The following is a 25,266-nucleotide window of genomic DNA, read 5'->3' as shown; positions in this document are numbered from 1 at the left end:
TGTCCCAACTTACCGCGCTTGCGCCTGCCCCGGTTTCGGAACGCCCCGCCGGTACTTGTCGTTAAGCCGACGGGCCGTCGTCGCGGCTGCGACGCAGAGCCAGGAAATTCTCCAGTTCGGCGGCGATTTCGTCGGCCGAGGGCAGTTCGCCGTCTTCATCGGTCAGCGGCGACCGTAATGTGCTGCCCTCCATGTAGGCGTCATAGCGTTGCTCCAGGGTGCCAACGAGCTTGGCCAGTTCGGGGTTATCCCGAACCTGGTCGTCGATGCGGGCGACGAATTCACGGTTGGCTTCGCGCAGACGATCGGTGGGGAAGATCAACCCGGTCGACGCGCTCGTGCTCTCCAACGCGCTCAGTGCTGCGGCGGGAAACTCGGCGTCGCCCAGGTAGTGCGGCACCAGCAAAACATAGCCGACCGCCCCGGCACCGCGCTCCTGCAGCCGAAATTCAAGCAGGTGCAGCACGTTGGCCGCGACCTGCGTGTGCGGCCGCCACACCGACCGATTCTCGATGAGGTCGGAGCGATTGCCGCTCACCGTGACGCCGATCGGACGGGTGTGCGGAACCGGCATCGGGATGGCGTGTACCCAGGTGGTCGAAGTAACGGTGAACCGGTCCACCAGCTGCATCACGGCGGCCGTGAATTGTTCCCAGCGAAAGTCGGGCTCGAACCCGGCCAGGAACAGGAATGGCTGCCCGATTTCGTCACGAGCCAGATACAGGCGCAGTGACGGCGGCTGATAGTTGGTCAGGTGGTCTTGATCGAAATAGATGATCGGGCGTCGCGCTCGGTAATCCAGCAGAGCGTCGGTGTCGAACGACGCGACAACGGTGTGCTCGAGGGTGGTGAGGAGATAGTCAGTGAATTGCGCGACCGCACCACCGGCATCCGCGAAGCCGGTCAGCCCCGCGACCAGGTGTAATCCCTCTGGAACGCCATCGGCGTCAGAGGTCAGTTCGTACAGCTCAGCAGGGTCTAACATTCCTTAACTCTAATCCGCACTGCCGTTTTTGGGGGCTTCTGACGGAGTGCCGAGAGCGAACACCTCGCGCGCTGGCGCTGCCGGCCACCGGCGATCCTGCACCCGGTGGCTACCATCGAAGTATGACCGTTCCCACCCTGTCCCTGTCCACCAAGTCCGCCGTCGACTCTCCCGCCGCGATTCTCATCGTCGCTGCCCAACAAACGGATGACGGTGCGCGCCTCATCGAAACCGGAAGCGACACGCTGACGGCCGCGATCACGGCCCAGCTTCCGTGGCTCGGCGTGACCGGCGCCCGCGATGAGGTCGTGCGGCTGGTCACTGATGACGGTTCGCCGCGCGCGATCGCGATCGTCGGCCTCGGACGTACCGTCGATACCGATGCGTTACGGCACGCTGCCGGTTCCGCGGTTCGTCAGCTGACCGGCGTCGGTGCCGTCGCCTTCGCCATTTCGTTGACCGATGCCGATCAGGTCGAGGCCGTGCTCGAGGGCGCAGCTCTCGGCGGCTACTCCTACACCGCGTACCGACACAGCTCGCTCGCCGCGGCCAAGCTGCCGGCGTCGAGTGTGGTCGTGCACACCGGGGTCGCGGCACCCAACGCCATTGCGCGGGCCAGCGCGAGCGCCGAGGCGATCCGCCTGGTGAAGGACCTCGTGAACATGCCCCCCCTCGACCTCTACCCCGCCTCGCTCGCCGACGCAGCGGTTGAGGCCGCCACCGGTCTGCCGATCGATGTGACGGTCTGGGACGAGCAGCAGCTCGCGGCCGACGGCTTCGGCGGTATCGCCGGCGTCGGTGCTGGGTCCACTCGCCCGCCGCGCCTGGTCAAGCTCAGCTACACACCGGCCGGAGCCGACAAACACCTCGCCCTCGTGGGCAAGGGCATCACCTTTGACACCGGCGGACTCTCGCTCAAGCCGCCGGCATCCATGGTCGGCATGAAATACGACATGACCGGTGCGGCCACCGTGCTTGCCGTTGTGCTGGCCGCGGCGCGGCTGGAACTACCGGTCCGCATTACGGCTTGGATGTGCATCGCCGAGAACATGCCCTCTGGTTCGGCCATCCGACCCAACGATGTGCTGCGCATGCGCGGCGGACGCACCGTCGAGGTGCTCAACACCGATGCCGAGGGTCGCCTCGTACTTGCCGACGGGCTGGTCGCCGCTGCCGAAGAACAGCCAGACGCGATCATCGACGTCGCCACCCTCACCGGAGCCGCCGTCGTCGCTCTCGGCACCCGGTATTTCGGAACAATGGGTGATGATGCCCTGGTGCAGCGGGTTCTCGCTGCCAGCGCTGCCGTCGGTGAGGCAGCCTGGCCGATGCCGTTTCCCGAGGAGCTGCGCGCCACCCTCAACTCCGATGTGGCTGACATCGCCAACGCCAAGATCGGCAGCACCGCCGGCGGCATGCTGCTGGCCGGCGTGTTTCTGCGGGAATTCATCGGAACGGATGTGAGCGGTACGACGATCCCCTGGGCTCACCTCGACATCGCCGGGCCTGCGCAGAACTCGGGAGCGGGGTGGGGATTCACCGCGGCCGGACCGACCGGAGTATCCGTCCGGGCCCTGCTCCGACTGGCCGAGGACTTTTCACGCCCGTAGTACAGTCGTAGGGGCAAGAAAAAGCTTGTCAAACCACGTGGCCGATCAGCACAATTTCATCGGCCGTCGTGACAAAGCGTTAAGCGCGAGGGAGTAGCTGAGTGTCGGAACAGAATTTTGACATTGTCGTTCTCGGTGGCGGAAGCGGTGGATACGCAGCAGCGCTGCGCGCCGTGCAGCTGGGATTCACCGTTGGTCTGATCGAGAAGGGCAAACTCGGCGGCACCTGCTTGCACGTCGGCTGCATTCCGACCAAGGCTCTCCTGCACTCGGCTGAGGTCGCCGATGTAAGCCGCGAAGCGGCCAAATACGGTGTCAAGACCGCGTTTGAGGGCATTGACATGGCAGCGGTCACCGCGTTCCGCGAGGGCATCGTCGCGAGCAAGTACAAGGGCCTCCAAGGCTTGGTCAAGGCTCGCGGCATCACCGTGATCGAGGGTGAAGGCCACCTGGTCTCCCCCACAACCGTTCAGGTCGGTGAGGACACGATCGTCGGCAAGAACGTCATTCTCGCGACCGGCTCCTACGCCCGTTCGCTGCCCGGCCTCGAGATCGGCGGCCGCGTCATCACGAGCGAGACCGCGCTCGCCCTGGACTACGTGCCCAAGAAGGTCGCCGTGCTCGGCGGCGGCGTCATCGGTGCCGAGTTCGCGAGCGTCTGGAGGTCCTTCGGCGCCGACGTCACGATCATCGAAGCGCTCCCGCACCTCGTTCCGAACGAGGAAGAGTCCATCTCCAAGCAGCTGGAACGTGCATTCCGCAAGCGCGGCATCGAGTACTCCCTCGGCATCCGCTTTCAGAGTGTCACGCAGAGCGACTCTGGCGTCGTCGTCACCCTGGAAAACGGGGCAACGGTTGAGGCCGACCTTCTGCTCGTCGCTGTCGGCCGCGGCCCGGTCACGGCTGGACTCGGCTTCGACGAGGTCGGCGTCACCATGGATCGTGGCTTCGTTATCACCGATGAGCGTCTCGCCACGAACATTCCCGGCGTCTACGCCGTCGGCGACATCGTTCCCGGCCTGCAGCTGGCCCACCGCGGTTTCCAGCAGGGCATCTTCGTCGCCGAAGAAATCGCCGGACTGAATCCGATCATCGTCGAAGACATCAACATTCCCAAGGTCACCTACTGCGACCCCGAGGTTGCATCCGTCGGCTACAGCGAAGCGAAGGCTGCCGACAAGTTCGGTGCCGACCAGATTTCGACCTACGAGTACAACCTCGGCGGAAACGGCAAGAGCTCGATTCTCGGTACCGCTGGGTCGGTCAAGCTCGTTCGAGTCAAGGACGGCCCCATCGTGGGCATCCACATGATCGGTGCCCGCGTCGGCGAACTCATCGGCGAAGGCCAGCTCGTTGTGAACTGGGAAGCGTACCCGGAGGACATTGCTCCGTTCCTGCACGCCCACCCGACGCAGAATGAAGCCATGGGTGAGGCCTTCCTGGCTCTCGCCGGCAAACCGCTTCACGCGATGTAGTCGGAATCCTATTCTTATCCCATTTTTAGACAATCAAACGGTTTTGAAGGAGACATGCGCATGAGCGAATCCGTCAGCCTCCCGGCACTCGGAGAGAGTGTTACAGAGGGCACGGTCACCCGCTGGCTCAAGAACGTGGGCGACCGCGTGGAGGTCGACGAGCCGCTGCTCGAGGTATCGACCGACAAGGTGGACACGGAAATTCCGTCCCCGGTCGCCGGCATTATTGAAGCCATCCTGGTGCAGGAAGACGAGACCGTCGAGGTCGGAACACCCCTCGTGACGATCGGCGACGGGTCCGGTGCTGCCGCTCCGGCAGCCGAGGCACCGGTCGAGGCAACCGCAGCCCCCGTGGCAGAGCCGGTTGCAGCTCCTGTTGCCGCCCCCGAGCCGGTCGCAGCGCCCGCACCGGTTGCCGCAGCCGCACCGGTTGTCGCAGCCGCACCGGTTGCAGCGCCCGCACCGGTTGCCGCTCCGGCACCGGTTGTCGCAGCCGCACCGGTTGCAGCGCCCGCACCGGTTGCCGCTGCGGCACCGGTTGCAGCACCCGCCCCCGTTGCCGCAGCACCCGCTGCGGTTGTGGACGCCCCGGTCGCTCGCGGTTCGCACGCCGGGACCAGCGGGTACGTCACCCCGATCGTGCGCAAGCTCGCCAACGAGGCCGGTGTCGACCTGTCGACCATCAGCGGCACCGGGGTGGGCGGACGAATCCGCAAGGAAGACATCGTGCAGGCTTCGTCAGCGCGGCCGGCCGCGGCCGCCCCGGTCGTGGAGGTCTCACCGCTGCGCGGAACTACCCAGCCGATGTCGCGCCTGCGCAAGGTCGTCGCCGAGCGTGCTGTCATCTCGATGCAGTCATCCGCTCAGCTCACGACCGTGGTCGAGGTGGATGTCACCCGGGTGGCCATGCTGCGCGACCGGGTCAAGGGTGCGTTCGCCGAGAAGACCGGCAACAAGCTCTCGTTCCTGCCGTTCTTCGCCCTGGCCGCAGCCGAGGCGCTTCGTGCCATCCCGATCGTGAACGCCACGATCGAGGGCGACACGATTGTCTACCCGGCCCAGGAAAACATCAGCATCGCGGTCGATACAGAACGTGGCTTGCTGACTCCGGTCGTGCGCAACGCCGGCGAACTCGATCTGGCCGGCTTTGCCGCCCAGATCGCGGACCTCGCTGCCCGCACCCGGGACAACAAGCTCAAGCCCGACGAGCTCAGCGGCGGAACGTTCACGCTGACCAACACCGGTTCGCGCGGGGCCCTGTTCGACACTCCCGTGGTGTTCCTGCCGCAGAGCGCCATCCTGGGCACCGGCATCGTGTACAAGAAGCCGCTCGTCGTCACGACCGACGGCCTCGACGCGATCGCGATTCGTTCGAGCGTGTACCTCGCGCTGTCCTACGATCACCGCATCATCGACGGAGCGGATGCTGCCCGCTTCCTCATCACGATGAAGGCACGTCTGGAAGCTGGAGCGTTCGAGGGCAACCTCGGCATCTAAGCTCCAGGATCTGCGGACGCTGAGCAAATCAGTAGTCGAAAATCTCACGAAGACGCCAGCCGCCCTCGCCCTTGACCACAAGGACCGAGGCCGGCTGGCCTTTTTCGTTCCCGGCGCCCGGGGCGAGCGCGACAACGGCCAGGTTGCCGGTTCGCTCCGCGAGGGTCGGCAGGTAGCCAACGTAGTCCGGCAGTTGCGGCCCTGACCCGCCCTGTTGCCGCTGACGCGCGTCGTAGCTGTCCAGAGCCAGCACGGCCGACCCGGTCTGGTCGACGCCTACCAGACAGACTAGGGACGCCGCAGCGAGGCAGGCGGCCCGGCCGGCGAGCAGCGCCACCACGGCCGCAATCGGATCATCCCCCGCAATCGCAGCCGCATCCGGCGTTTCAAGGTCGGAGACGGCACCACCGGCCTGGCTGTGGTCTGAAGAATGGCCGCCATTATCCGGTGTCGCGGACGTTGCGGGCGGTCCGGCCGTCACAGCGTCGGCCGCCGGACCGGAGCGCCCGGAATGACCGGAGAGCGGAAACAACGTCAGTGCCAGCACGAGCACGCTGACACCGACCAGACCCGCCACCAGGATAGGCCTTCGACGACCGTGCAGTCGTTTACGCAGGCCATGTCCGAGTGCCTCGACCGGACGTGCATCAACCAGGCTATTGAGCAGTCTGTTGAGCGGCCTGCTGAGGAGTTGCCGTAACCCGGCGACCCTCGCCACCAGGTTACCGAGGGCCCGGGAGGGCGGTCTCAGGCCCGCATTGACAGCAGAAGGATTCGGAGCAGAAGGACACGGGTCGGGGTCGTGCAGAACGGGGTTGTCGTGTTCCGGGGCGTACGGGCCCGGCGCAGTCCGTTCGGTGGCGTGGCCGCGTTCGCTGAACGTGCCTCGGATCTGCAGGTTTCCGATTCGCCGAGCGGGCTCCGCAACCTCCTGGCCACCGATCGACGGGTCAGCCGACCCGGCGCTGCCGGGATCCGGTTCGGTGACGAGTCGAAAGCCCCGCAGTGGTTCCGCGTCGGCCCAGTCGAACAGGGCGCGTTCCAGATCCGCCAGGATCGATTCCGTCGGTTCCACTGCGAGGAACGCTCCAGGTTCTGCGCCGTACCGGCCAACATCGTACGGCCCAACACTGGATTGACCAGCACCGTACCGACCCGCACCGTCGCTCGGATCCACCGCCTCGTGGAACCGCCGGATCAATTCTGCCCCGCCGTGGCTGCGCGCGTCAGTCTCGGCGAGCCCAGCACAGACGCACCGCCCGATGGTCGCCAGCCGGGTGTAATCGGCGCGGAGGAGCGGCATCCGCTCTCGTAGGGCGTCGCTGAACTGGCGGATCGCACCGAATCCGGTCAGCACGGCGCGGCCGGTCGCGTCGAGCAGTACGGTGGCCTGGCTGAGGCTGCCGTGTGCGAACTCGGCAGAATGCAGCGCGTTGAGGGCCACCACGACGGGGGCGAGGAGGGTCACCGCTTCGCCCGGCGACAGCACGGGGTGTTCGATCAAATAGCGCGCCAACGACCCGCCGGCGAGCCGTTCCAGGATCAGGCAGATTCGACCATCACCGAGCTGCGCGACATCGAGCAACCGGACCAGCCCCGGCGCTGCTGCCGAGGTGAGGACGGCAATGTCGCTCTCGATGCTCGCCGACTCGGTGTCGGCACGAAATACCTTGAGGGCGACCATCGCGCCGCTGCCGGAATGTCCGAGATAGATAGCAGCGCGGTCCCCCGTGCCAAGCAGCCGAATCAGTCGGTAGCCGGCGACGACGCATTCGCTCTGCAGCGCTGCCGACCCCGGCGCGCGATTTCCGTCGACCTCCAGCTGCGGCCGAGGGCCGAAGCGAGTCGGGTCACCACGGCGGATCGGGTCTCTGAATCGGATCGGGTCATCGACCGGAGTCGGGGGCGCTGCGCTGCGTTGTTTCACGAGACCATGTTCTCGCTGAAATCCGGTGCACAGACCTGGCCGGCACGCACCGGTGCACAACCGGCGAACCAGGAAAGCGGGGAGGAGCGCAGAAACCTGACGGCAGCCAGACTGACAAACGTCTGCAGCTCGCCCCAACTCCCCCGCAGCACCCTAGACTGGGCCAATGCTCGACTTTGTCGTCGCGGGGCTAAGCGCCAACTCCGTGCCGTATGTTGAGGGCCTAGAGCTCCAACGCGCAGTCCACCGTTCCGTCGTCGCCCGTGAGCGACCGGACACCGTCCTCCTCCTGGAGCATCCCGCCGTGTACACCGCGGGTAAACGCACCCTGCCGGAAGAACGCCCCGTCGACGACACCCCGGTGATCGACGTCGACCGCGGCGGTAAAATCACCTGGCACGGACCGGGGCAGCTGGTCGGCTACCCCATCCTGCACCTCGCAGAACCGGTCGACGTCGTCGGCTATGTTCGATCTCTCGAGGGCATGCTGATCGAGGTGCTGATCGGCTTCGGCATCGACGCCGTCCGGGTAGCCGGACGTTCGGGAGTCTGGGTCGGACCGGCCGGCCACGAAGACAAGATCGCCGCCATCGGCATCCGTGTCGCCCAGGGCGTCACCATGCACGGCTTCGCGCTCAACTGCAGCAACTCCCTCGAGCCGTACGACCGCATCATCGCCTGCGGAATTCGCGATGCCGGAGTCACCACAATGTCCCGCGTCCTCGGCCGCACCGTAGACCCGAGTGACCTGATCGACCCCATCACCGCTGGCTTTCGGCGCACGCTGGGAGCCGACACCGACAGCCTTAACCCCGTCAGCCTCGACAACGTCAGGACGAACGCATGAACGCAGTACCCGAAGGCCGCAAACTCCTGCGCCTGGAAATTCGCAACGCCGAAACTCCGATCGAACGAAAGCCGGCCTGGATCAAGACCGTCGCCAAGATGGGGCCTGAGTACCAGAAGCTGCAGGCGCTTGTGAAGAGCGAGAACCTGCACACGGTCTGTCAGGAGGCCGGATGCCCGAACATCTTTGAGTGCTGGGAAGACCGCGAAGCAACCTTTTTGATCGGCGGCTCTCAGTGCACTCGCCGGTGCGATTTCTGCCAGATCGACACCGGCAAACCCGCCGACTACGACACCGACGAGCCGCGCCGCGTCGGTGAATCGGTCGTGTCGATGAACCTGCGTTACGCCACCGTGACCGGTGTGGCCAGGGACGACCTGCCCGACGAGGGGGCCTGGCTCTATGCCGAGACCATTCGCCAGATCCACCAGCAGAGCCCCGGTACCGGCGTCGAGATTCTGGTGCCGGATTTCTCGGGCAATCCGGAGCATCTCGCCCAGGTCTTTTCGGCCAAACCGGAGGTTTTCGCGCATAACGTCGAAACCGTGCCGCGCATCTTCAAGCGCATCCGCCCGGCCTTTCGCTACGACCGGTCGCTCGACGTGCTCACCCAGGGTCGCAACGCCGGTCTGATCACCAAATCCAACCTCATCCTGGGAATGGGTGAAGAACGCGCGGAAATCACCCAGGCCTTGCACGACCTGTACGAAGCCGGCACCGACATCATCACCATCACGCAGTACCTGCGGCCGAGTGCCCGCCACCTGCCGGTCGCCCGCTGGGTGCGCCCGGAGGAATTCGTCGAACTCAATGAGGAGGCCAAAGAAATCGGCTTTCTCGGCGTGCTCTCCGGTCCGCTGGTGCGGTCGTCCTATCGGGCTGGCCGGCTGTGGGCCCAGTCCATGGTCGCTACCGGCCGGGAGATTCCGACCGAGCTGCGCCAGCTGGCGGATGCCCAACTTGGGTTCGCCCAGGCTGTCTCCTAATGCGAGGAGGGGGTGAATTCGGTCACTCGGCATTCGAGTGACTGGGTAGTCTTATACCCATGGCACGCAGCAAGGAAAAGACCCCCAAAAAACCGAAGAAACCCGGCCGCTTGAAGCAAATGTGGCAGGTTTTCCAGATGACGAAACGATATGACTCGAATATCGTCTGGATTCTGGTTCTGGCCTTCCTCATCCCCGTTCTGATCAGCCTGGCCCTTGCCCTGCTGATCCCCGGCAGCAACGTCTTCACGATGGTGCTGTGGATCGTCGCCGGCGTGCTCGCCGGAATCCTGGCGATGCTCATCATTCTGGGGCGGCGGGCCGAGAAAGCCGCCTATTCGCAGATCGAGGGCCAGCCCGGTGCTGTCGGTGCCGTGCTGCGCAGCTCGCTCAAGCGGGGGTGGGTCGGCAGTGAAATGCCGGTCGCCGTCAACGGCAAGACTCAGGATGCTGTCTATCGCGCTGTCGGTCGCGGTGGAGTCGTGCTGATCAGCGAGGGCCCGAAAACGCGCACTGCACGCATGCTCGACGAAGAAAAGCGCAAGATCGTGCGCATCGGCGGCAACGTCGGCGTGACCGTGATCTCGGTCGGACCCGACGACGACGCCGTGCCGCTGCACAAGCTGGCCCGCCGTCTGACCCGGATCAAGCCCACTCTGACCAAGGCCGAAGTTCTTGCGGTCAACAACCGCCTGAATTCCATGGGCACCAAGCTTCCCATTCCCAAGGGCGTCGACCCGATGAAGGCGCGCCCGCAGCGCGGTTGACTCCAGACAGATTCACCCGATTCCGGGCAACCAAAAGAAGGGCCCACGCTTCGCGTGCGGCCCTTCTTTTGGTTGTTCGGACTGTGCGGCACAGACCGGACCGCTACTGACGAATGAGGGCCGTTCCGGCGATCTTGTCGTGGAAGCCGCGCTGATCGGAATCCCAGACCAGGGCGGGAAGCGCGATCCCGAGCAGCAGCGAGCGCACCACCGGCCGCCACAGCCCGATCCAGCCGCCGTGAATGGAGATGAGCCGCAGGCCAACGAGCCGGTGGCCGATACTGGCCCCGATGGTCGGAATAAACACGATCTGCAGGATGACGAAGATGATCAGGTTCGCGGCCGGATCGTAGTTGAAGAAGATCGCCGACACCGCGATCGCGATGGCCCAGTCGATGGCGAAGCCCAGAATTCGCCGTCTCGGCCGACCGATCGAACTCGGCCCGTGCTGGGGTAGCCCGAGGCGCTCCCCCGGCCATTTGCTCGGTGGCACGGGACCAAAAGTGTTCGGGCGGGAGCTGGAGTCTGGCACCCGATGAGTCTACCGAGCAGGCTCCCCTGTAACATGTGTGAAACATAAGCGTCACGGACAAGTAACGCAGCGCTACTAATCTCAGTAAAGCCGATGTGTCCGATTCGGCTATTTCCACGCCCACGTCGTCTGGAGTTTATCCGCATGTTCCGCGATTCGTCAGAAGTGCTCAAATTCATCAAAGACACGGACGTCAAGTTCCTTGACATCCGTTTCACCGATCTTCCCGGTGTGCAGCAGCACTTCAACATCCCGGCATCCACCGTTGATGAAGAATTCTTCACCGTTGGCCAGATGTTCGATGGCTCGTCGATCCGCGGTTTCGCGTCGATCCACGAATCCGACATGCAGCTCATCCCCGACGTGTCGACGGCGTACATCGACGCCTTCCGCACCGAGCGCACGCTCATCATGCTGTTTGACATCTACAACCCGCGCAACGGCGAGATCTACTCCAAAGACCCGCGCCAGGTAGCCAAGAAGGCCGAGAAGTATCTCGCCTCCACCGGCATCGGTGACACCGCATTCTTCGGCTCCGAAGCCGAGTTCTACATTTTCGACGACGTGCGTTACGAAGTTAACCAGCACACGAGCTTCTACTCCGTCGACTCCAGCGAAGGCGCCTGGAACTCGGGCAAGAAAGAAGAAGGCGGAAACCTCGCCAACAAGACGCCCTTCAAGGGCGGCTACTTTCCGGTCAGCCCGGTCGACCAGCACGTCGACATGCGCGACGACATCTGCCTCAAGCTGATCGAAGCCGGCCTCATCCTCGAACGCAGCCACCACGAGGTCGGCACCGGCGGCCAGGGCGAGATCAACTACAAGTTCGACACCATGGTGCACGCGGCCGATGACCTGCTCAAGTTCAAGTACATCGTCAAGAACACCGCGCACGACTGGGGCAAGACGGCGACCTTCATGCCCAAGCCGCTGTTCGGCGACAACGGCTCCGGCATGCACACCCACCAGTCTCTCTGGGCCGACGGCAAGCCGCTGTTCTACGATGAGGCCGGCTATGGCGGACTCTCCGATGTGGCCCGCTGGTACATTGGAGGCCTGCTCAAGCACGCCCCGGCCGTGCTCGCGTTCACGAATCCGACGGTGAACTCTTACCACCGCCTCGTTCCCGGCTTCGAAGCACCGGTCAACCTGGTCTACTCGGCCGGCAACCGATCGGCGTCCATCCGCATTCCGATCACCGGCACCAACCCGAAGGCCAAGCGCCTCGAGTTCCGTGCACCCGATGCCTCCGGCAACCCGTACCTCGCGTTCGCGGCGCAGCTCATGGCCGGCCTCGACGGGATCAAGAACCGCACCGAACCGCACGAGCCCGTCGACAAGGACCTCTACGAGCTGCCGCCCGAAGAAGCCAAGAACATCCCCCAGGTTCCGGCTTCGCTCGAAGAAGCCCTGCAGGCCCTCGAAGCGGACCACGACTTTCTGCTGGCCGGAAACGTCTTCACCCCTGAGCTGATCGAGACCTGGATCGAGTACAAGCGCGAAAACGAGATCAAGCCGCTCGCTCAGCGCCCGCACCCGTTCGAGTTCGAGCTCTACTACGGCGTCTAAACCCAACGTATGACAAAAGGACCGCATCTTCGGATGCGGTCCTTTTCTCGTAGCTGACGTCTCCGCGCAGGCTCAGCCGGCCGTCGGGCCCGGGCGCTCCACCGGGCCATAGAACAAACGCTCAAATACGGCGCGGGCGCGCCGCGTGACGGCGAGGTAGTCGTCTTCCAGCTGATTGCCCGACCCCGGTGGGTATTCCATCACGCGGGCGATGCCTTCGAGGGCTGCGCGATCCGTCGGGAGCACGTTCGAGGTGTGATTGGTCCACAGGGTGATGGCCGAGCGCGCGCGGGACGCGAAGACCCAGGCGCTGCGCAACACCGCGGCATCCGCTGCCGGAATCAAACCCGCAGTCACCGCCTCGGTCAGCGCCTGCAGCGTCGACGTCGTGCGGAGCGCGGGAGTGGCCGCAGCATGCTGCAGTTGCAGCAATTGCACGAGCCATTCGACGTCGCTGAGCGACCCGCGTCCCAGCTTGAGGTGCCGGTTCGGGTCGGCTCCCTGCGGCAGACGCTCGTTCTCGACCCGCGCTTTGATGCGGCGGACCTCACGCACCGCCTGCTCGCTGATATTGCTCGGATACCGCACCTCGTCGGCCACGGCCTCGAAGTCGCGCAGTAGAGCGGCATCCCCGGCGACTCCGCGGCCGCGCAGCAGCGCCTGGGCTTCCCAGGTGAGCGACCAGCGCCGATAGTAGGCCTGGTACGACTCAAGCGACCGCACCACCGGCCCATTGCTGCCCTCCGGGCGCAGGCCGATGTCCAGATCCAACGGCAGGCGGGCGTCGTCGCTCAGCCGGTTGAGTTCACGAACGATAAACCTGGCACGCTCGTTGGCGGCTTCACCCTCAAGGGTGCCGGCACGAAAGACATACATGACATCGGCGTCGGAGCCGAAACCGAGTTCAGCACCACCGAATCGGCCCATTCCGACGACCGCAAATTCAATACCATCGGGAGAAGCGGATGCTGCGCTCTCAGCCGAATCGCTGAGTTCGCCCCCGCGAATGGCCGCGATCACTCCCTGGATATAGGTCGCATTGACATCGGTGAGGCCCTGACCCAGTTGGTCGAGGTTGATCTGGCCGAGGAGCGAGGCGAAGGCCAGGCGGAGCATCTCACGCCGGCGCGCCGCCCGAAGGATGGTGCTGGCGGCATCCGCACTTTCGTGTCGGCCGAGTACCGCGCGTGTTTCGTCCCGTAGGGCCTTGAGTGGACGAGGCTGCAGGTCGTCCTCGTCTTCCAACCAGGCCACCGCTTCGGGGATCTTCTCGAGCAGTTCCCCGATGTAGCGGCTGCCGGACAGCACACGGGTGAGTCGCTCCGCAGCGCCGGACGAGTCGCGCAGCATGCGCAGGAACCAGTAGGTCGAGCCAAGGTTGTCGCTGAGCCGCCGAAACGCGAGAAAGCCATAGTCGGGGTCAGCCCCCTGGGACAGCCACTGCAGCAGGACGGGCAGCAGATGACGCTGAATTGCCGCGCGTCGTGAGACCCCACCCGAGAGCGCCGCGATGTGGGCGAGGGCGCCCTTGGTGTTAAGGAAACCAATCGCGGCCAGCCGAGCCTCGGCCTGCGCACTGGTCAGATTCAGACCCTCGGCCGGCAGTGAGGCCACCGCTGAGAGCAGCGGACGGTAAAACAACCGCTCGTGCAGGCCGCGCACGCGTTGCTTGGTCTCCGACCAGCGGATGGTCAGCCCGGCAGCGCTCGTCGCCAGACCGGTCGACCGGGCCAGCACCCGCAGGTTCGCCTCGTCCCGGGGGACCAGGTGGGTGCGGCGCAGCTTCTGCAGCTGCAGCCGGTGTTCCATCAGGCGCAGCACGCGGTAGTCCTGGGCGAATTCGGTCGCTTCGGCCCGACCGACGTAGCCGGCCGTGGCCAGTGCGGTCAGGGCGGGGAGGGTGCCGGCCTGGCGCACCTCCGGATCAGTCTGGCCGTGCACGAGCTGCAGCAGCTGCACCGTGAACTCGATATCGCGCAGGCCTCCCGGCCCGAGCTTGAGCTGCACATCGACCTCATCGTCGGGGATATTGTCGGTGACGCGTTCCCGCATCCGCTGCACGGACTCGACGAAATTCTCGCGGCTGGCGCTGTTCCAGACCTTGGGTGTGACGGCGTCGATGTAGCGTCCCCCGAGCTCGCGGTCCCCCGCGAGCGTGCGCGCCTTGAGCAGGGCCTGGAACTCCCAACTCTTGGCCCAGCGATCGTAGTAGGCGAGGTGGGATTCGATCGAACGCACGAGCGCACCGCTCTTGCCCTCCGGGCGCAGGTTGGGATCGACCTCCCAGAGTTCCGGTTCGACAGCGGACTCATTGAGTGCACGCATGATGAGTACGGCCAGCCGGGTCGCTATTTCGACGGCGCGGGAGCTTTCCAGCCCGACCATGTCATCACCGTCGGCGACGAAGATGACGTCGACATCACTGACGTAGTTAAGTTCACTCGCGCCGGCCTTGCCCATACCGATAATCGCCAGCCGGGTCGCGCGCACCTGTTCGGTGGGCAACACGCCGCGGCCGGCCGACTCGCCGCTACACATGGTGCGCGAGACAGCGAGGGCGGCCTCGAGAGCCGCCGTCGCCAGGTCGGACAGGGTGCGGGCCACGCCGTCGAGCCCGGCCACGGGGTCATCTTGTTCGAGGTCGAAGGCGGCAAGTTGTGCCAGCCGGCGACGGTATCGCACCCGAAGGGCGATCCAGGCCTCCTCGTCCACCAGGCGGGAGAATCCGTCGCTCGCGCCCACCGAGTCCAACAGGTCGCGCACCAGGTCATCGACGCTGGGCAGCACGGCCAGCGGTACCTTGAGGACGGACAATTCGTTCGGGTGTCGCAGGAAGAATTCGGCGAGGCCACTCGACGCCCCAAGCACCCGGAGCAGACGCCCGGCCGCAGCGGGCGACTGCAGCAGGTGGAACAGTTCAGCGGATCCCTGCCGGAGCAGCGCAAGCAGCGCGACCAGCGCCGCATCCGGACTGGCCGTTTTCGTCAGGAGCGGAAGCAGCTGGTGCGTGTCGGTCAACCGGTCAGTCGCCTCGGACGCGCTGTGTGGGCTGCTCGCACCGAGGTGCGCGACCTCGTCGAGCCGACCGCGCACCTCGGTGAGGTCCACGAAGCCGACCCGAACAAGCTCGGTCAGTGTTAAATACAAACGCTCCATCGCGGGTGATTCCTTCGATCATCGACAGGGTTGCGAGTTAGAGCATCTCCAGATTTTTCTGCAGCTCGAACGGAGTGACCTGCGACCGGTAGTCGCGCCATTCCTGGCGCTTGTTCAGCAGGACGTAGTTGAAGACCTGTTCCCCGAGCGTCTCCGCGACGAGTTCGGACTCCTCCATGAACTGAATGGCATGGTCCAGGCTCGCCGGCAGCTGAGTGTAGCCGAGGGCACGGCGCTCCGTGTCGCTCAGGCTCCAGACGTTGTCCTCGGCTTCGGGCGGCAGCTCGTAGCCCTCCTCGATGCCCTTGAGACCGGCAGCCAGCATGAGCGAGTAGGCGAGGTAGGGGTTGGCCGCTGAGTCGATCGCGCGGTACTCGACGCGAGCGCTCTGGCCCTTGTTCGGCTTGTACAGCGGTACTCGCACGAGGGCCGAACGGTTGTTGTGGCCCCAGCAGACAAAGCTCGGGGCCTCGTCGCCGCCCCACAGCCGCTTGTAGGAGTTGACGAACTGGTTGGTCACCGCGGTGATCTCCGGCGCGTGCTTCAGCAGTCCGGCGATGAATTGGCGGCCGATCTTGGACAGCTGATACTTGGCACCAGCCTCGTAGAACGCGTTCGCGTCGCCCTCAAACAACGACATGTGGGTGTGCATGCCGGATCCGGGGTGCTCAGACATGGGCTTGGGCATGAACGTCGCGTAAACGCCCTGCTCAATGGCGACTTCCTTGACCACGGTGCGGAAGGTCATGATGTTATCGGCGGTGGTCAGCGCATCGGCGTACCGCAGGTCGATCTCATTCTGGCCGGGTCCCGCTTCGTGGTGGCTGAACTCCACCGAGATACCCAGGTCTTCGAGCATGCGCACGGACCGGCGACGGAAGTCGTGCGCGGTACCGCCGGGAACGTTGTCGAAGTAGCCCGCCGAGTCGACCGGGATCGGCCCGTTCTTGCCATACTTCGAGGACTTGAGCAGGTAGAACTCCACCTCGGGGTGGGTGTAAAACGTGAAGCCGCGGTCGGCTGCCTTGGCCAGGGTGCGCTTGAGCACGTTGCGCGGGTCGGCCACGGCGGGCTGCCCGTCGGGCGTGGTGATGTCGCAGAACATGCGGGCGGTCGGGTCGACCTCGCCGCGCCACGGCAGAATCTGGAACGTGGTGGGATCCGGGTGAGCCAGGACATCCGCTTCGAAAGAACGGGTGAGACCTTCGATGGCCGAGCCATCGAAACCGAGGCCTTCGTTGAAGGCACCTTCAACCTCGGCGGGCGCGATGGCGACCGATTTCAGGGTGCCGACGACATCGGTGAACCAGAGTCGAACGAACTTGATTCCTCGCTCCTCGATGGTCCGAAGAACGAAGTCGCGCTGCTTGTCCATTCACGCTCTTTCTGATTGCTCCAACTTTAATAACTACTGCCTAGGCTACTGGCTCCAAGGACGATTGCTTGCCTGACTAAACTTGTCGCATGCCAGAGTTGACAGTGCCAGAGCCCATGGTCCCTCCCGCCGATGTCCCGGTTCAGCAGCCGTATGGACACGCTCCCGAGGGCCCCAAGCGGGTACGCACCAGACATTTCCAGACCGCGAAGCTGCAAGGCATCCCGATTACCGGCCTGACCAGCTACGACATGCTCACCGCACAGATTTTTGATGAGGCCGGTATCGACTTTCTCCTGGTCGGTGATTCGGCCGGTAATAACGTCTTCGGTTACGAGACCACCCTGCCGGTCACCGTGGACGAGCTCATTCCGCTGACCCGCGCCGTGGCGCGCGCGGTCACCCGCGCGCTCGTCGTCGCGGACCTGCCGTTCGGGTCCTACGAGAGCGGTCCGGATCAGGCCCTGGCCACGGCGGTGCGGTTCATGAAGGAATCCCAGGCGCACGCGGTCAAGCTGGAGGGTGGGGAGCGCAGCCACAAACAAATTCGGCGCATCGTGTCGGCCGGTATCCCGGTGATGGGTCATATCGGCTTCACCCCGCAGAGCGAGCACGGGCTTGGCGGTCATATGATCCAGGGCCGCGGCGAAGCGGCCGAAGCACTCATTATCGACGCCCTCGCCGTTCAGGAGGCCGGTGCCTTTGCCGTGGTCCTCGAAATGGTCCCGGCCTCGGTCGCTGCCCAGGTGACCGAACGCCTGTCGATCCCGACTATCGGGGTCGGTGCCGGACCATCCGTTGACGGTCAATTGCTGGTCTGGACCGATTTCGCTGGCATGACCAGCGGCCGGGTACCAAAATTTGTGCGCCAGTATGCTGACGTGCGAGCGGTGCTAACGGATGCCGTGCAACGGTTCACCGCCGATGTCGCCTCCGGCGCCTACCCGGCTCCAGAGCACAGCTATGAGTAACGCGCTTTCGGGCCGTTAGCGAGCGTCTCGCGCGTCATCCTCAGACCACTTGGCGCTGTTCGCCCGCAGCTTCTCCAGCGCGTGGGAGGCGTCCTCGCGGGTATTGAACGGACCGACCCGATCCAGCGACGTCGACTGCAGGCCGTGCTCGACCTCGCCGGTGCGCATGTTGTACCAGAATGCGTGTTCTTTGTCCTCGGCCATAAGCTTGATCCTATGCCTAAGGATTCAATCGGTCACCTCATCCCGGGAACGGTGTCATCGACCCGTTCCGTTCCCTCCCATATCGTTCGCCCGGAGTACGTCGGCAAGACCGGCCCGAGCCCGTTCACCGGCTCCGACGTCTACTCGGCCGAGAAGATCGAGCTCATTCGTGAGTCGGGCCGCATCGCCGCCGAGGCCATTGCCGCTGTCGGCCGGGCAATCGTTCCCGGCGTGACGACCGAGGAACTCGACCAAATCGGTCACGACTACATGGTCGCCAACGACGCCTACCCCTCGACGCTCGGATACCGCGGCTACCCGAAGTCGCTGTGCAGTTCGGTGAACGAGGTCATCTGCCACGGAATCCCCGATAACACCGTGCTCGAAAACGGTGACATCGTGAACATCGACATCACCGCCTTCAAGAATGGCGTGCACGGCGATACCAACGTCACCTTCATCGTCGGCGAAGCCCGCGAAGAGGTCACCCTGTTGGTCGAGCGCACCCGCGAGGCACTGGCCCGCGGCATCATGGCCGTCGCCCCCGGCCGGCAGGTCAATGTGATCGGCCGCACGATCGAGTCCTATGCGAAACGGTTCAACTACGGCGTGGTGCGCGACTACACCGGGCACGGCGTCGGCGAAGCCTTCCACTCCGGCCTGATCATTCCGCACTATGACGCCCCGCAGTACGACACCGTGATGGAGGTCGGCATGGTCTTCACCATTGAGCCGATGCTCACCCTCGGCACGAGCGACTGGGACATCTGGGATGACGACTGGACGGTCCTCACCCGCGACCGCAGCATCACGGCGCAGTTCGAACACACCCTCGTGGTGACCGAACGTGGCGCCGAAATTCTGACCCTGCCCTGACCGCTCTTTCGACCAGATAGGTTCACTACATGACTGCAACGACGGCAATCGGCATCGACATCGGTGGCACCGGAATCAAGGGAGCCGTCGTCGATCTGTCGACCGGTGACCTGCTCTCGGAGCGGGTGAAGCTGCCGACACCCAAGGGTGGCCGACCGCAGGACATCATTGAAACCACGCGCACGCTGCTCGGGACGGTGTCCCAGGGAGTCGGCGACCTGCCGGTCGGCATCTGTTTTCCCGCGGTTGTCAAGAACGGGCACACCATGTCGGCGGCGAACGTGTCGTCGAAGTGGATCGGCCTGGCCGCTGAGGCATTGTTCGAAAAGAGCCTGGGGCTCCCCATCCACTTCGTCAACGACGCGGATGCCGCGGGATACGCCGAAGCGCAGTTCGGGGCGGCGAAGGACGTTGTCGGCGTCGTGCTGCTGACCACGCTCGGCACCGGAATCGGTTCGGCGCTGCTCAATGACGGTGTGCTGGTTCCGAACACGGAACTCGGCCACCTGCAAATCGACGGTCACGACTATGAGACCCGGGCGGCGTACTCGGCTAAGGAACGCGAGAACCTCAGCTGGGACAAGTGGGCGTCACGCCTGCAGAAGTACTACTCAACCCTGGAACTGTTGTTCACCCCCGACCTGTTCATCGTCGGCGGCGGCGTCTCCAAACATCACGAGGACTTTCTGCCGCTGCTGCGCCTGAAAACCAGGATTATTCCGGCCGTGCACCGCAACAACGCCGGCATCCTCGGTGCGGCCGCCCTCGCCGCCAGGTTCCCCGGCTGATTCGCACCAGCTGAGGCTCACCGCCCAAACGTCAGCAGGACCGACATCACTTTTGTGGTGTCGGTCCTGCTGACGTTTGGGCTAGACGAACGCTACCGTGCCATCCGTTCGTCGACGGGGTCGTCCTCGGAAACTCGCTCAGACTCCATCGCACGCTGGCGTCGCTTCATCCAATACGACAGGGCGAAGATCACGATCAGCGAAACGTAGATAGTGGCCGCGATCGGTGACGCGATGAGCGCCGTTGGATCCCCCTGCGAGATCGCGAGCGACCGACGCAGCTGGTTCTCAAAGATCGGGCCAAGAATGAGCCCGACCACCATTGGCGCGATCGGGTAGCCGTAACGCCGCATGAAGAAGCCCAGCACGCCAACGACGAGCAGAATACCCACGTCAACCGGCGTGAAATTGAGCGAGAAGGCACCCAGCCCGGCGAACACCAGAATTCCGGCATACAGGTACGGGCGCGGGATCTGCAGAATCTTGACCCAGATGCCCACCAACGGCAGGTTGAGAATCAGCAGCATCAGGTTGCCGACGTACAGACTGGCGATGAGTGTCCAGACCAGTGCGCCCTGGGTTTCAAAAAGCAGCGGCCCCGGTTGAATCTGGTAGCGCTGGAACGCGACGAGCATCATCGCGGCCGTGGCCGTCGTCGGAATTCCCAGGGTCAGCAACGGCACCAGAACTCCGGCCGCCGCCGCATTGTTGGCCGATTCCGGGCCGGCGACGCCCTCGATGGCGCCCTTGCCGAACTGCTTCTTGTTCTTGCCCTTGGCCAGTCGACGTTCGGCCGCGTACGAGAGGAAGGTGGCGACATCCGCGCCCCCAGCGGGAATCGTACCGATCGGAAAGCCGATGAAGGTGCCGCGCAGCCACGGCTTCCAAGACCGCTTCCAGTCGTCCTTCTTCATCCAGGTCGTCCAGCCGCCGGTGACCGGAATCACCTTGACCGGACCGTGCCGCAGCCGGGACGCCACGTACATGGCCTCGCCGACGGCGAACAGGCCAACGGCGACGAGCACAACGTCGATACCGTCGGCCAGAAACGGATTACCGAAGGTGTAGCGCTGCTGACCGGTGAGGGCGTCGACGCCGATCAGCGCGATGAACAGACCGAGGGCCAGTGAGGCCAGCCCCCGCAGAACGGATGCCCCGAGCAAGGCTCCTACCGTGAGAAAGGCGACAAGCATCAGAGCCACGTACTCTACCGGCCCGATTTGGATGGCGAACTCAGCCACAAACGGTGCCAGGAAGCTCAGCAGCACCGTCGCGAGGGTTCCCGCGACGAACGACCCGAGAGCTGCCGTGGCGAGAGCCGCAGCGCCCCGCCCGGCCTTGGCCATTTTGTTGCCCTCGAGGGCCGTCACGATCGACGCCGACTCTCCCGGGGTGTTGAGCAGGATCGATGTCGTTGACCCGCCATACATGCCGCCGTAGTAGATGCCAGCGAAGACGATGATGGCTGCTGTCGGTTCGAGGCTGTAGGTGATCGGCATCAGCAGGGCGATGGTCATGGCCGGGCCGATGCCCGGCAGCACGCCGATGGCGGTGCCGATGAAGACCCCGCCGAGCGCGTAGAGCAGATACATCGGCTGCATCGCGACGCTGAAGCCATTCATCAGGTTGATGAAGTTATCCATTGAAGATGGCCACCCCTTCCAGGAGGAAACCGGCCGGCAGGGACACGCCGAGGAGGCCCGCGAACACGAATTGCAGAATCAACGCCAGCACGATGCCGGTCAGGGCGTTCCGCCACCAGGGCTTGGCGCCGAGCGACCAGGCCGCGCCGAAGAACAACACGGCGGCCGCGACGGGCCAGCCTAGCGGCACGATCAGCACGATATGAACGATGACGAAGCCAACCAGTTTCACGACGGTGAGCCAGTCGGTTTTGATGCTCGGGTCGACGTCTTCGCCCTCTTCGGCGACGCCGACGTGGCCGCGCAGCAGCTGGAAAATCAGGCCGACGCCGATCAGGACGAGCAATCCGGAGACCACAAAGGGGAACGCGCGGGGACCGATGTCACTGGCTGATGGCGGCGTGCGGAAGTCCGCGCCGGCCATAAAGCCGACGACTCCCAGGCTGAGGATGACACACGCGAAAACTATTTCTCCGACGGGCCGGGCTGGAGCAGCCCAGTGCGGGCCACCCCCGCCCAGCGACTCGGCTGTGGGAACGGTCATCGGGTTACAGCAGACCGATGTCTTTCAGCGTGACCTTCACCGTCGCGATGTCTTCGGTGAGGAAATCGGCGAACTCGTCGCCGATCATGAAGGCATCCGCCCAGTTGTTATCGGTGAGGGTAGTCTGCCAGGTGTCGGTGGCGTGCAGGTCTTCCATCAGCGTGGTCAGGATCTTCGCCTGTGCGGCATCGATGGATCCGGGGGCGACCACTCCGCGCCAGTTCGTCAGCACAACGTCGATTCCCTGATCGGTCAGTGTTTCGGTGTCGGGAAGCTGCGGGGCAGCATCCGATCCCGACACGGCCAGGGCCCGTAGCTTGCCGGCCTTGACCTGCTCGGCATACTCGCCGACGCCGGAGATGCCGGCGTTGACCTTATTGCCGAGCAGCGCGGCCAGGGACTCTCCGCCGCCCGAGTAGGGGATGTAGTTGAGCTTGTCAGCGCCGATACCCTGTTCCTTGAGCATCATGCCGGCCAGAATATGGTCGGCGCCGCCGGCCGATCCGCCGGTGATCGAGACGGCCTGGCCGGTCTCGCCGATGTCGTCGAGCAGATCGCCAATGGTGTCGTACGGGGAATCCGCCGGAACGACCACGACGAGCGGTTCGTCGGTGAGGCGGGCGATTGGGGTGGTGTCTTCGATGCGGTTGGCCGCGCTGTTCGTTTCGACGGCACCGACCATGACATAGCCCATCACCATGAGGGTGTTGATGTCCTTCTCGGTCTTCATGGCGGCGAGCCCGTTGGTGCCGCCGGCGCCGCCGACGTTGACGACGGAGGCGCTTGTCACGAGGTCGTTGGCCTGCAGGTCCTTTTCGATGGCCCGACCGGTCTGGTCCCAGCCGCCGCCCGGGTCGGCTGGGACGATGATGTTGAGCTTGTCGATGCCGGCTGCAGCCTCATCGCTGCCGCCGCTGGTCGCTGCCGGGGTGCTGCACCCGGCGAGTAGCAGAACGGATGCTGCCGCCGTCACGATCAAACCGGTTCGACGCGTCATTGAGCCTTGTTTCATGCTGTCTTCCTCTATTCACTTCACTGTGATGCGTATGGCTACGCTGTGCCCCAGCGTATGGAGCCCCGTCGGCCCGAGGAAGAATTCGGTCATAGTGCGCATATTGGTCATTACGGACAGCGCCCGTCGGACTGCACGCCTGGCCAGATGGGAGAATGGGAAAATGATTCAGTCGATGTCGCTGAGAACACAGTTGTTCTTTCTGCAACTCTTTATTGTTCTCATCGTCGTCCTCGTTGCCGGGTCGGTCGCCATCCGCTTGCAGGAGCAGCAGATTCGTGATGCCTATCAAGCCCGCATGGTGGGAGTCGCGCAGTCGGTGGCCGAGCTGCCCGCGATCGTGGATGCCTTTGACGACAGTGATCCCAGCGCCACCATTCAGCCCATTGCCGAGCTGATCTCCGAGGCCGCCAATGTGACCTACGTCGTCGTTACCGACGACACCGGCGTGCGCTATTCGCATCCAAACCCGGCCATGATCGGCCGCGTAACCTCGACCGATCCGTCGATTGCGCTGTCTGGTGCGACCTATGTCGGCACGCAGACCGGCACGCTCGGGGAAACCTGGCGGGTCAAACTACCCATCTACGACGAGTCCGGAGTCATTATCGGCATGGCCTCGGTGGGAATTCTGGAGCAGACGCTGCGCGCCGACCTATACAAGGTGCTGCCCGAACTGGTGATCTGGCTCGTCGGGGCTGCCCTGGTGGGAACAGCCGGGGCCACGATGATCTCTCGGATGGTGTGGCGCCGGATCCACCGGCTGGAGCCCGAAGAGATCGCCTCCCTGCTGGAGACCCGCGAGGCGATGCTGCACGGTATCGGCGAGGGCCTCGTCGCGGTGGATGCCGCCGGTTCCGTCGCGCTGGTCAACGACGAGGCTCGCAGACTTCTCGGCGCGGACGATGACTCGGTGGGGCGTCCGGCGACGGACGTGGTCGGTGCGGAACTGGCCAGGATGCTGGCCGAGAGCGGGGAAAGCGATGAGACCGTGCTCGTCGGTGAACGCGTTCTGCTGGCGCGGTCCAACGATGCCGCCGTCGACGGTCGACTGGTCGGCCGGGTATTGATTCTGCGGGACCGGACCGAGCTGCACCAGCTTCTGCAAGACCTGGATGGCGCCAGGGATGTGACACAGGCTTTGCGCGCCCAGGCCCACGAATTCGCCAACAAGATGCATGTCATTTCGGGGTTAATCGAACTGGGGCGTACCGAACAGGTGGTGGATTTCATCACTCGCGCCGGGCACGGTGGTTCCGTGCTCTCCCGTGCGCTCTCCCCCGGCATCACCGACCCCGACGTGGCGAGTCTGCTCATGGCCAAGAGCACCATCGCAGCGGAGAAGGGCATCAATCTGGTAATCGACGGAAATTCTACTCTGGCACCCGATGGGACGACGGATCCGGTCACTGTACTCGGCAATCTCATCGACAACGCGATGGAGGCGATCGGTGCCGACGGCACCATCCACGTTCGCCTCAGTGAAGACAGGACCGGTGCCACCATCGTCGTTTCCGATGACGGCCCCGGAATCAAGGAGAAGGACCGCGTGCGAATATTTGAAGCCGGCCAGTCCACCCGGGACACCAGCCGCCCCGGAGCACGCGGTTTCGGCTTGGCGCTCGTGCAGCGCGTAGCCGTGCGCCGCACCGGATTCGTCACCTCCGAGCCGTCGCAGCACGGCGGAGCAACCTTCACCGTGCTCCTGGCCGCCGTACCATCTTCGCCCAACCCCATTGGAACCGACTCATGACACTCATTCGCACGGATCCCGTTTGCACGGCTCTCATCCGCACGGTCGTCATCGACGATGACCGTGCAGTCGCGGGAATTCACACCGGTTTTCTGCTCGCTCACGGTGGGTTCGAGATCGTCGGCGTCGCCTATACCGGCACCGACGGCCTCGATCTGATCACGAGGCTGAAGCCAGACCTGGTGCTGTTGGACATCCATCTGCCCGGTATGTCCGGCATCGAGGTGCTGCGGGCCGCGCGTAATCTTCCCGGCGACCCGGTCGATATCATTGCCATCACCGCTGCCAGGGAGCTCGATACCGTGCGGGCGGCGATGGCCGGTGGGGTCATGCATTACCTGGTCAAACCGTTCACCTCGACCGTGCTGCTCGAGCGACTCGACCAGTACGTTCAACATCGGCTGGACCTGCACGAACACGCCGCCGTAACAGCATCGATGCTCGACCAGGCCCGAATAGACCGGATGCTGCAACCCGGCACGGTCGCGCCGCCAGCCAGTGCCCCTGGGCCCACCGGGTTGGCGCTGTCCAAGGGGCTGTCCGAGGTGACGCTCGACGCCGTCGTGGCCACGCTCAAGCGCGCCACCGTGAGCATCTCGGCCAGCGACGTAGCCCAAAACCTGGGTCTGGCTCGGGTGAGCGCCCGCAGATATCTTGAATTCCTGGTCGCCGCCGAACGTGCCGGCATCACCCAAAAATATGGTCACGCCGGGCGTCCGGAGAAGCTCTATCACTGGACCGCGGGGTAA

The 25,266-nt window shown here is 64.5% G+C and carries 21 protein-coding genes; 12 read left to right on the top strand and 9 right to left on the bottom strand.

Annotation, left to right across the window (positions count from 1 at the left end; translation table 11 throughout):
• Positions 1–61: 61 nt before the first annotated feature.
• Positions 62–985 (bottom strand): proteasome assembly chaperone family protein, encoded by a 924-nt coding sequence (locus E3O45_RS14105; RefSeq protein ID WP_134443941.1) that lies wholly within the window; start codon positions 983–985, stop codon positions 62–64.
• 122 nt (positions 986–1,107) lie between these two features.
• Here E3O45_RS14105 and E3O45_RS14100 point away from each other — a divergent pair, with 122 nt between their 5' ends.
• From E3O45_RS14100 to E3O45_RS14090, 3 genes are all read left to right on the top strand, one after another.
• Entirely contained in the window at positions 1,108–2,595 is a 1,488-nt protein-coding gene (locus tag E3O45_RS14100; protein WP_134443940.1) for a leucyl aminopeptidase, read from the top strand.
• A gap of 101 nt (positions 2,596–2,696) precedes the next feature.
• On the top strand, positions 2,697–4,070 hold the full coding sequence (gene lpdA / locus E3O45_RS14095) for a dihydrolipoyl dehydrogenase (RefSeq protein ID WP_134443939.1): 1,374 nt from the start codon (positions 2,697–2,699) through the stop codon (positions 4,068–4,070).
• Positions 4,071–4,130: 60 nt separating this feature from the next.
• Positions 4,131–5,567, top strand: a complete 1,437-nt coding sequence (locus tag E3O45_RS14090; protein ID WP_134443938.1) for a 2-oxo acid dehydrogenase subunit E2 — start codon at positions 4,131–4,133, stop codon at positions 5,565–5,567.
• A 28-nt stretch (positions 5,568–5,595) separates the two neighbouring features.
• Here the strand turns inward: E3O45_RS14090 and E3O45_RS14085 are convergent, their stop codons facing one another.
• Positions 5,596–7,494 (bottom strand): protein kinase, encoded by a 1,899-nt coding sequence (locus tag E3O45_RS14085; protein WP_166789504.1) that lies wholly within the window; start codon positions 7,492–7,494, stop codon positions 5,596–5,598.
• Between the two features lie 166 nt (positions 7,495–7,660).
• On the opposite strand from E3O45_RS14085, the gene lipB reads away from it, so the two are divergent.
• Genes lipB through E3O45_RS14070 form a run of 3 tightly spaced genes read left to right on the top strand, consistent with a single transcriptional unit; the run spans position 7,661 to position 10,094 of the window.
• Positions 7,661–8,341: a lipoyl(octanoyl) transferase LipB gene (gene lipB / locus E3O45_RS14080; protein ID WP_134443936.1), complete on the top strand. Its 681-nt coding sequence runs from the start codon at positions 7,661–7,663 to the stop codon at positions 8,339–8,341.
• Positions 8,338–9,327 (top strand): lipoyl synthase, encoded by a 990-nt coding sequence (gene lipA, locus E3O45_RS14075; RefSeq protein WP_134443935.1) that lies wholly within the window; start codon positions 8,338–8,340, stop codon positions 9,325–9,327. The genes lipB and lipA overlap by 4 nt, the downstream gene beginning before the upstream one ends.
• A 59-nt stretch (positions 9,328–9,386) precedes the next feature.
• On the top strand, positions 9,387–10,094 hold the full coding sequence (locus E3O45_RS14070; RefSeq protein ID WP_134443934.1) for a DUF4191 domain-containing protein: 708 nt from the start codon (positions 9,387–9,389) through the stop codon (positions 10,092–10,094).
• A gap of 103 nt (positions 10,095–10,197) precedes the next feature.
• On the opposite strand, the gene E3O45_RS14065 is transcribed toward E3O45_RS14070, so the two are convergent.
• Positions 10,198–10,626, bottom strand: coding sequence for an RDD family protein (locus E3O45_RS14065; protein ID WP_134443933.1), 429 nt, complete (start codon positions 10,624–10,626; stop codon positions 10,198–10,200).
• A 144-nt stretch (positions 10,627–10,770) separates the two neighbouring features.
• On the opposite strand from E3O45_RS14065, the gene glnA reads away from it, so the two are divergent.
• Complete coding sequence (gene glnA / locus E3O45_RS14060; RefSeq protein WP_092448643.1) at positions 10,771–12,195, top strand: type I glutamate--ammonia ligase; 1,425 nt, start codon at positions 10,771–10,773, stop codon at positions 12,193–12,195.
• 72 nt (positions 12,196–12,267) lie between these two features.
• Here glnA and E3O45_RS14055 read toward each other — a convergent pair whose 3' ends face one another.
• Together E3O45_RS14055 and E3O45_RS14050 are read right to left on the bottom strand one after the other, a co-directional pair.
• Complete coding sequence (locus E3O45_RS14055) at positions 12,268–15,351, bottom strand: bifunctional [glutamine synthetase] adenylyltransferase/[glutamine synthetase]-adenylyl-L-tyrosine phosphorylase (protein WP_134443932.1); 3,084 nt, start codon at positions 15,349–15,351, stop codon at positions 12,268–12,270.
• 37 nt (positions 15,352–15,388) lie between these two features.
• Positions 15,389–16,726 (bottom strand): glutamine synthetase family protein, encoded by a 1,338-nt coding sequence (locus E3O45_RS14050; RefSeq protein ID WP_092108031.1) that lies wholly within the window; start codon positions 16,724–16,726, stop codon positions 15,389–15,391.
• 116 nt (positions 16,727–16,842) lie between these two features.
• On the opposite strand from E3O45_RS14050, the gene panB reads away from it, so the two are divergent.
• A complete protein-coding gene (gene panB / locus E3O45_RS14045; RefSeq protein WP_134443972.1) occupies positions 16,843–17,697 on the top strand; it encodes a 3-methyl-2-oxobutanoate hydroxymethyltransferase in 855 nt (284 codons plus the stop codon).
• A gap of 15 nt (positions 17,698–17,712) precedes the next feature.
• On the opposite strand, the gene E3O45_RS14040 is transcribed toward panB, so the two are convergent.
• On the bottom strand, positions 17,713–17,901 hold the full coding sequence (locus E3O45_RS14040; RefSeq protein ID WP_092448646.1) for an SPOR domain-containing protein: 189 nt from the start codon (positions 17,899–17,901) through the stop codon (positions 17,713–17,715).
• 12 nt (positions 17,902–17,913) lie between these two features.
• Between E3O45_RS14040 and map the strand changes: the two genes are divergently transcribed.
• The gene (gene map / locus E3O45_RS14035; protein WP_134443931.1) at positions 17,914–18,777 is read left to right on the top strand and encodes a type I methionyl aminopeptidase; all 864 of its coding nucleotides are present in this window, start codon (positions 17,914–17,916) and stop codon (positions 18,775–18,777) included.
• Between the two features lie 29 nt (positions 18,778–18,806).
• A complete protein-coding gene (gene ppgK / locus E3O45_RS14030; RefSeq protein WP_134443930.1) occupies positions 18,807–19,565 on the top strand; it encodes a polyphosphate--glucose phosphotransferase in 759 nt (252 codons plus the stop codon).
• Between the two features lie 92 nt (positions 19,566–19,657).
• Here the strand turns inward: ppgK and E3O45_RS14025 are convergent, their stop codons facing one another.
• The 3 genes from E3O45_RS14025 to E3O45_RS14015 are packed head-to-tail and all read right to left on the bottom strand — an operon-like array spanning position 19,658 to position 22,764.
• Positions 19,658–21,208 carry a tripartite tricarboxylate transporter permease gene (locus E3O45_RS14025; protein ID WP_092448648.1) on the bottom strand — a complete coding sequence of 517 codons (1,551 nt, stop codon included), beginning with the start codon at positions 21,206–21,208 and terminating at the stop codon, positions 19,658–19,660.
• A complete protein-coding gene (locus E3O45_RS14020) occupies positions 21,201–21,752 on the bottom strand; it encodes a tripartite tricarboxylate transporter TctB family protein (RefSeq protein ID WP_134443929.1) in 552 nt (183 codons plus the stop codon). Before E3O45_RS14020 ends, E3O45_RS14025 begins: the two co-directional genes overlap by 8 nt.
• A 4-nt stretch (positions 21,753–21,756) precedes the next feature.
• Complete coding sequence (locus tag E3O45_RS14015) at positions 21,757–22,764, bottom strand: tripartite tricarboxylate transporter substrate binding protein (RefSeq protein ID WP_134443928.1); 1,008 nt, start codon at positions 22,762–22,764, stop codon at positions 21,757–21,759.
• 175 nt (positions 22,765–22,939) lie between these two features.
• On the opposite strand from E3O45_RS14015, the gene E3O45_RS14010 reads away from it, so the two are divergent.
• Positions 22,940–24,517: a sensor histidine kinase gene (locus tag E3O45_RS14010; RefSeq protein WP_241985366.1), complete on the top strand. Its 1,578-nt coding sequence runs from the start codon at positions 22,940–22,942 to the stop codon at positions 24,515–24,517.
• Positions 24,514–25,266: a response regulator gene (locus E3O45_RS14005; protein ID WP_134443926.1), complete on the top strand. Its 753-nt coding sequence runs from the start codon at positions 24,514–24,516 to the stop codon at positions 25,264–25,266. Before E3O45_RS14010 ends, E3O45_RS14005 begins: the two co-directional genes overlap by 4 nt.

This window comes from Cryobacterium sp. TMS1-20-1 (assembly GCF_004402355.1).
Classification (GTDB): Bacteria; Actinomycetota; Actinomycetes; order Actinomycetales; family Microbacteriaceae; genus Cryobacterium; species Cryobacterium levicorallinum.
Note: the sequence above shows the minus strand (reverse complement) of the source record. Positions and strands in the feature narration are given on the sequence as shown.

Excerpts from the sequence above, each read along its gene's own strand:
- glnA (WP_092448643.1), top strand. The coding sequence starts at position 10,771 with ATGTTCCGCGATTCGTCAGAAGTGCTCAAATTCATCAAAGACACGGAC.
- ppgK (WP_134443930.1), top strand. The coding sequence starts at position 18,807 with ATGACTGCAACGACGGCAATCGGCATCGACATCGGTGGCACCGGAATC.
- E3O45_RS14050 (WP_092108031.1), bottom strand. The coding sequence starts at position 16,726 with ATGGACAAGCAGCGCGACTTCGTTCTTCGGACCATCGAGGAGCGAGGA.
- map (WP_134443931.1), top strand. The coding sequence starts at position 17,914 with ATGCCTAAGGATTCAATCGGTCACCTCATCCCGGGAACGGTGTCATCG.
- E3O45_RS14070 (WP_134443934.1), top strand. The coding sequence starts at position 9,387 with ATGGCACGCAGCAAGGAAAAGACCCCCAAAAAACCGAAGAAACCCGGC.
- lipA (WP_134443935.1), top strand. The coding sequence starts at position 8,338 with ATGAACGCAGTACCCGAAGGCCGCAAACTCCTGCGCCTGGAAATTCGC.
- E3O45_RS14055 (WP_134443932.1), bottom strand. The coding sequence starts at position 15,351 with ATGGAGCGTTTGTATTTAACACTGACCGAGCTTGTTCGGGTCGGCTTC.
- E3O45_RS14010 (WP_241985366.1), top strand. The coding sequence starts at position 22,940 with ATGTCGCTGAGAACACAGTTGTTCTTTCTGCAACTCTTTATTGTTCTC.
- E3O45_RS14105 (WP_134443941.1), bottom strand. The coding sequence starts at position 985 with ATGTTAGACCCTGCTGAGCTGTACGAACTGACCTCTGACGCCGATGGC.
- E3O45_RS14005 (WP_134443926.1), top strand. The coding sequence starts at position 24,514 with ATGACACTCATTCGCACGGATCCCGTTTGCACGGCTCTCATCCGCACG.
- lipB (WP_134443936.1), top strand. The coding sequence starts at position 7,661 with ATGCTCGACTTTGTCGTCGCGGGGCTAAGCGCCAACTCCGTGCCGTAT.
- E3O45_RS14090 (WP_134443938.1), top strand. The coding sequence starts at position 4,131 with ATGAGCGAATCCGTCAGCCTCCCGGCACTCGGAGAGAGTGTTACAGAG.
- E3O45_RS14020 (WP_134443929.1), bottom strand. The coding sequence starts at position 21,752 with ATGACCGTTCCCACAGCCGAGTCGCTGGGCGGGGGTGGCCCGCACTGG.
- E3O45_RS14015 (WP_134443928.1), bottom strand. The coding sequence starts at position 22,764 with ATGAAACAAGGCTCAATGACGCGTCGAACCGGTTTGATCGTGACGGCG.
- E3O45_RS14040 (WP_092448646.1), bottom strand. The coding sequence starts at position 17,901 with ATGGCCGAGGACAAAGAACACGCATTCTGGTACAACATGCGCACCGGC.
- E3O45_RS14100 (WP_134443940.1), top strand. The coding sequence starts at position 1,108 with ATGACCGTTCCCACCCTGTCCCTGTCCACCAAGTCCGCCGTCGACTCT.
- E3O45_RS14025 (WP_092448648.1), bottom strand. The coding sequence starts at position 21,208 with ATGGATAACTTCATCAACCTGATGAATGGCTTCAGCGTCGCGATGCAG.
- panB (WP_134443972.1), top strand. The coding sequence starts at position 16,843 with ATGGTCCCTCCCGCCGATGTCCCGGTTCAGCAGCCGTATGGACACGCT.